This window comes from Shewanella sp. 5S214 (genome assembly GCF_041439795.1).
Classification (GTDB): domain Bacteria; phylum Pseudomonadota; class Gammaproteobacteria; order Enterobacterales; family Shewanellaceae; genus Shewanella; species Shewanella vesiculosa.
Genome location: NZ_JBGOOV010000054.1, coordinates 1 through 5,285 on the forward strand (window position 1 = coordinate 1; position 5,285 = coordinate 5,285).

Sequence of the window (5,285 nt, forward strand, 5' to 3'; positions counted from 1 at the left end):
TAAGTCTTGGCATGGCTTGAGGTTATAGTTACTTTTGGCGAAGCAAATTATAACGTCTTGCCATGCTGTCTAAAAATCACTATTGAAAGATCAACAGACCCTAGATAATGCCTTAATTTAGTAGCCAAATAAAATCGACAGATATTTTGACTCATTTCTGGACAGAAATGGGCTAGTGCAAAGAGTCTAAAGGTAGGTCGTGGGATTTATGAATATATGGTAATCAAATAAAGTTTACACTGAACCAAATATTTTAACCGTTTATCAACCCAATCCTATCGGCATTTTGTATAAATATGGTCGCGTCATCGTCAGACAATAGTTCTAGTGAGGTATACTCTACACCCATTTCGATTAGCTTATGATTTTGCCCAATTAAATAAGCCGTACCACGATCAAATCTCTCTTCAAAGAGGGTCTGAATATGAGGTGAAGCTGCTGTTGAAAAGACTGTTCGAAATATTGATAAATCAAAAATCAAATCGTCAACTTCAACCCAAGCGTGACCATCCCATTGTGCGATTAATCCTGACTTTTGATTTAGTTTTGGTTTAATAGGGTGATGAGCAAATATTTTAGAACCTGCGACAGACAAACTTCCCGTCACAAATCGAGTCGCTACAGGCAAATGGTCATTAATCATTGCTGCTAGGATGGCGCTCATATACAAACAGCTACCATCTACTGGTTTGAAGTTTTGAGTTATGTTTTCAGCCATATATAGAACTTCTTGTACTAATTCGTTTTGTGTCATTTAAACTCCAAACCCAATAAACCGTTGACGCTGCCAGTACGCGCAGCTTTGCCGTGTAAAAGTGGAGCCGAAATGAAAAACTGGCGCCGTGTTTGGCTTCGTTAAGCGACGCCATAGAACTCCGGTTCCCAGAACTCTAGTGGAATCTTTGCTTCAATTGCCTCGATTTCGTCCATTAAATGATCAAGTACATTTCTTTTTTCGAGCTTGCCTGCGCACCAAACTATGTATCCAAGATCATTGATTGAATCCACCGATCTTGCAGCATCTAGGATAAAATCGTCACTAATATCTTTGCTTGCCGCAACACAAGCAGATAAATAAGAAACAGGCCTCTCCGTTTTTATAAATTCAACCTTTGAGAAGTCAAACTTAGCCACACGCTTCAAAGCAACATAGCGAATATAGGATTTGACGTGCGCTGAAGCCCATATAGCGGGGAAAAGCTGAGCTAGCTGTTCGTCTGATCCATGCTTTACTAGCACATCCAACGAACCAGCATCTCCAAATGTAGACCACGAATTTAGCAGCAGGGTTTCTAAGTCTGGGTCATAGTGCACTGCGGTAAGGGCAAATGCTCGTTTCCTGTCGAGAATGCCATGCGATAGAATCTGCCACTCGATAAAAGTCTTTATTTTGTCTTGGCTATACAACGTTGAGAGCTCTTTGATTGCCGTGCCTAGAGATATTCGGTGGCGGCCCTCCGCTCCGTAGAAATCTTGCATAAGCTTATCTAAAAACCAGGGCGGAATTTTATCTTGGTTTGCACCTGCCCTATTTTTTAAATGCCTGACTATCTTGTTTCGAATGCCTGTGTTGTTCAAGTGCTCAAAGTACAAGCTACAAAGATCATCACATTTGATGGTCAGATAGAAGGCATATTCTAGCCTATCCCGACTTCTGGCTGTGCATGCACTAAGCCTTACTTGTAATTCTGAGATGTAATTTTCCATTTTATATCTGGCCTCACTTTACATTTGTATAGTGCGAATGCGCGCTTACTTACCTCATTAGAACAGTAAAAATGCGTTGTAAGACGACAACTAGAAAGCCAACTTAGCGTCAATTAAAATACGCCTCATAGGTCATTATTTCATCAGGCCCTTATATCATCAAGGACAAGCCATACTGGTACTCGCTACGCTCGCATCCTTGACAATACAAGGCCTGAAGAAGATTGGTTTAGTATGAGGTGTATGGATCACCCTGCGAAGTTCACAACCCATATAGCTCAAATAATAGACGCCCTAATTGACGCGACATCTATGTGTTAATTGACGCGATATATTAAATCAACGCATAGTGAAAATGCCACGCGTTGCGAATCCATCTTGAACAGTCTCTTGTTAGGCATTAAACTTCTTGATAAAAAAGTAACACATTGAATAGCATAAATTTCTCCCAAGACGAACAAACTCTTCTTGACTAAATCCTAAGGGTATATGAGCCCCATTACTAATAAATGTATACACAGAAGAAAGAGCGTTCTCGTCTTTTTGGTCGATAAAACCATTCGTTTTAAGGTAATTAAGTGAAGGCCCCCAAGTGTTACCATTCTTTGTTGTCGTGAAGCCTTTATCGAAAGCAATTTCTCTAACTAGTGTTTCTAATGCGATACGAATATTAGTTAAACTACCGTTATAGTCTGGTTGTGCTTTTACAAAATCATCAGCTGAACACTTTATAGCATCTACAATGTCTTGCTTGTTTACGATGGATGACTCTTGAACTTCCTTAATCAAAGCATCTTCAACTGGTTCTTTTCCCACAAAATTAGGGTCTAGCGCTTTAACTGAGTTACCTTCAATTTGATATCCATCAAGAAGTAAAGATTTTTCCAGTATGCTAAATTGATCATCGAACTGATATTTAGGACTGGTTTTATTTCTTAACGTTTTCGCTGTATGTACAATCTCTAAAATAATATCAGATAAAAGCGTGTCGGAGGCAGAGAGTAGCTCATCAGCTATCCCTGTTGGAGATGCTACTGCTTGTGGAGTAAAACCAAATTTATCGAAAATCACAAAAACTGTTGGCTTATCTAGCACGCTCAACAGCTGTGCTAAGGAAAACTTACTTCTTCTTGATACTTGCATATATCCTCAAATTTTTCGTAATGCCTAACACCCAAAGCAGCGGTTCGCATTAGCGCGTCCAGCCCGCAAAGCGATGCTGTCTTTGTTTGTTATGCATTTAATACGGCCAAAACTCTTGAATGAACACCTGAAAGTTCAGCTCTTGAGCGAGCGCCCAACCTACTGTAGCCAGCCTCATGCTCCTGCTGAACTTCAAATGACCTATACCAATCATTTAAAGACCCTACGTATACATGTTCAGATATTTCATCAAATTGGTCTGCCGTAATATCGACTATGATTGAATCACGCTGCAACCAAGCATGGCTATTACCATTTTCACGGCGTCCAGCTACATATTGAAAAGTTCCGTGACCAAGCTCTAAAAGAATTTCAGCTAATACTTCGCAGGTGTCTCCACAAGCCCCATGAGGGAAATTGCTGAAGGTTATAGGGAGATTCGACTTATCCACTTTCTCAAATGCGATTCTAATTTTTTCTAAATCGTCTCTCATAGCTTCCCTGATGCATAACGTCTTAGTATTTATGCACTCCGCTGTTTGCAGAGCATAAATCGCTTGTTGGACTCGGCCGCTGCCACATCCGTGTCAATTGGTATAAATGATGCTATAGGAATTTGCTTTTATACGATAGCTGTTTTTTATACAGTTCGATGGGTAATCACTTGATATTGTTTTAGCTTTCTCATTCTGTCAAGCTGACTTTCGACTGATTATTGAACTTGGTTGACAGCCTTTTGGCCCCCGCATTCAGGCTGACACTCGTATCACATCCTCTCACAGGCTTGCGCTTATAAGGCAGGCTGCTTTTCGTTGTTGGTCATTCCGCTCCGTCTTGAGGGAGATGCTATCCTGACAAGCGTATTGGCAGGCTTTTGAAAGATCGGATGGGCATGACTTCTAGATTGAAAGTAACCTCATCACATTAGCTTTTCTATAGCCAAAGCTTTATTTGCCCTACTTGCATTTTTAACTTTGAAACAAGCTTTGGGGCAATAACTGCTTAGTGCGGTCACTCTAAACCGTAGCTGGACAGAAACGAGCTAGGCTTCCAAATCTAATTCGTAAGTTTAGGATTAAAATTTCTATGGATTAACGCCCGCCTCAACTGCGTAGCGACCTGGCGGTTTTTGTGCGAGTTTTGCACAAAAAGTGACAGGTTGCGGAGTCAGATTGCAGGCGCTTGTTAGCTTTTTGTTGGATCATTCCAGCCTTTCTCAGCACATAGTGCGGAAAGCTCTTCTGGCGTTTCTGCCCCCGCCGCATGAACTTCGCGGTGAGGAGGTTTATTTGCCACAACGATATTCTTCAAGTCTCTAGCCTTTCGTGGCTTATCTGCCTGCCGCTCAATGTGATGCGCATCTGCATCGGGATCTAAGGGAGCTCTTGTTAGTTCGCATGCAGTAATGTTTTCCGCTTTAATTTTTTTTGCTTTTAACTTGGGTTGCTCTTTTCTATTTTTTGACTCTTCGACTTCACGTATTTTTTCTAGTTCAGGCGCATCTCGGAAAGCATTCACACAAGCCTCTGAGTCTCGAAGACGCTCCTTTTGCAATGTATCTCTTGGCTCTTGAATTCGCTCAGAGAGCTCTTTGTTTACAGATGATACGGAAGCTAGATTTTGATTGCCTAATTCTAGCTTGTCTTCATCTTCCAAGTTATTGAAAAACCGATTGGCACCTTTTTTATCAGTTGCTAATAAGTGAGGCAATGCGCTTTTATCTATGTAAGCTCTGCCATCGTTGGTATAAGCACCGTTACTTTTGACAAGACATCTGTTCTTTTCTGCTTCCTTTTCACTTATGTGCTTATTTTTTTCAGGGAAGCTAATTCTCAGATCTTTTGCAGAATGTACGACAGGAAGATTTTGCTCATCACTCATTCTCATCTTCCTTCACATCAACAATTACCTCATATAACTTTCTCAACACATTGAAGGCTGTTGCATCCCCACCTTTATCAGGGTGAACTAGTTGCGAAACCTCCTTGTACCACTTTTTGGCAATAGTCGTATCTTCGTAATGTTCATCTGTAATGCCTATAGCTCTATTTCTTTGTTTTCCTTCTAGCTCAGTCAAGTAATAAATAAACTCAGCTTGCCTTGAAATAAATGGCCCTTTAGTAAATGGAAGCCAATTTTTTTGAAGGCATATCACTACATCAAAAAGCTCATCATAAGTATTAGCCTCGATCGTCAGGGGGCTGATCATGTTTTGAATCTGCTTAACCAAATCTGGAATATTTCCAGCTTCTCTCAGCTCTTCAATAGATCTAATTTTTTCTAATTCCATAAAGCTACTCGATATCGATGCCTAGAAAGCTAACGCTGCGCTCTGCGGCAAATTTGGAGCGAAGCGTAAAATTTGTCCGACAGCAGCGCCTTGTGTACGCCCAGCATGGGCATGAACTAATGAGGTGAAAGTCCTCTGTAGGAAG

Annotated in this window: 6 protein-coding genes; all 6 read right to left on the bottom strand. The window is 40.9% G+C overall.

Going from position 1 to position 5,285, the window contains the following annotated elements; translation table 11 throughout:
* Nucleotides 1-253 precede the first annotated feature (253 nt).
* The 6 genes from ACED29_RS20780 to ACED29_RS20805 all read right to left on the bottom strand — a co-directional run bounded on the left by ACED29_RS20780 (nucleotide 254) and on the right by ACED29_RS20805 (nucleotide 5,140).
* Nucleotides 254-754: a hypothetical protein gene (locus ACED29_RS20780; protein ID WP_140234305.1), complete on the bottom strand. Its 501-nt coding sequence runs from the start codon at nucleotides 752-754 to the stop codon at nucleotides 254-256.
* A 101-nt stretch (nucleotides 755-855) separates the two neighbouring features.
* The gene (locus tag ACED29_RS20785; protein WP_140234306.1) at nucleotides 856-1,707 is read right to left on the bottom strand and encodes a hypothetical protein; all 852 of its coding nucleotides are present in this window, start codon (nucleotides 1,705-1,707) and stop codon (nucleotides 856-858) included.
* 393 nt (nucleotides 1,708-2,100) lie between these two features.
* Entirely contained in the window at nucleotides 2,101-2,850 is a 750-nt protein-coding gene (locus tag ACED29_RS20790; RefSeq protein ID WP_140234307.1) for a hypothetical protein, read from the bottom strand.
* Nucleotides 2,851-2,939: 89 nt separating this feature from the next.
* Nucleotides 2,940-3,344 carry a hypothetical protein gene (locus ACED29_RS20795; protein ID WP_140234308.1) on the bottom strand — a complete coding sequence of 135 codons (405 nt, stop codon included), beginning with the start codon at nucleotides 3,342-3,344 and terminating at the stop codon, nucleotides 2,940-2,942.
* Between the two features lie 691 nt (nucleotides 3,345-4,035).
* Nucleotides 4,036-4,731, bottom strand: a complete 696-nt coding sequence (locus ACED29_RS20800; RefSeq protein WP_371698637.1) for a hypothetical protein — start codon at nucleotides 4,729-4,731, stop codon at nucleotides 4,036-4,038.
* Nucleotides 4,724-5,140 (bottom strand): hypothetical protein, encoded by a 417-nt coding sequence (locus tag ACED29_RS20805; protein ID WP_371698638.1) that lies wholly within the window; start codon nucleotides 5,138-5,140, stop codon nucleotides 4,724-4,726. Before ACED29_RS20805 ends, ACED29_RS20800 begins: the two co-directional genes overlap by 8 nt.
* Nucleotides 5,141-5,285: the final 145 nt, after the last annotated feature.

Coding starts and splice junctions, on each gene's coding strand:
- ACED29_RS20785 (WP_140234306.1), bottom strand. CDS start 1,707: ATGGAAAATTACATCTCAGAATTACAAGTAAGGCTTAGTGCATGCACA.
- ACED29_RS20795 (WP_140234308.1), bottom strand. CDS start 3,344: ATGAGAGACGATTTAGAAAAAATTAGAATCGCATTTGAGAAAGTGGAT.
- ACED29_RS20790 (WP_140234307.1), bottom strand. CDS start 2,850: ATGCAAGTATCAAGAAGAAGTAAGTTTTCCTTAGCACAGCTGTTGAGC.
- ACED29_RS20780 (WP_140234305.1), bottom strand. CDS start 754: ATGACACAAAACGAATTAGTACAAGAAGTTCTATATATGGCTGAAAAC.
- ACED29_RS20805 (WP_371698638.1), bottom strand. CDS start 5,140: ATGGAATTAGAAAAAATTAGATCTATTGAAGAGCTGAGAGAAGCTGGA.
- ACED29_RS20800 (WP_371698637.1), bottom strand. CDS start 4,731: ATGAGTGATGAGCAAAATCTTCCTGTCGTACATTCTGCAAAAGATCTG.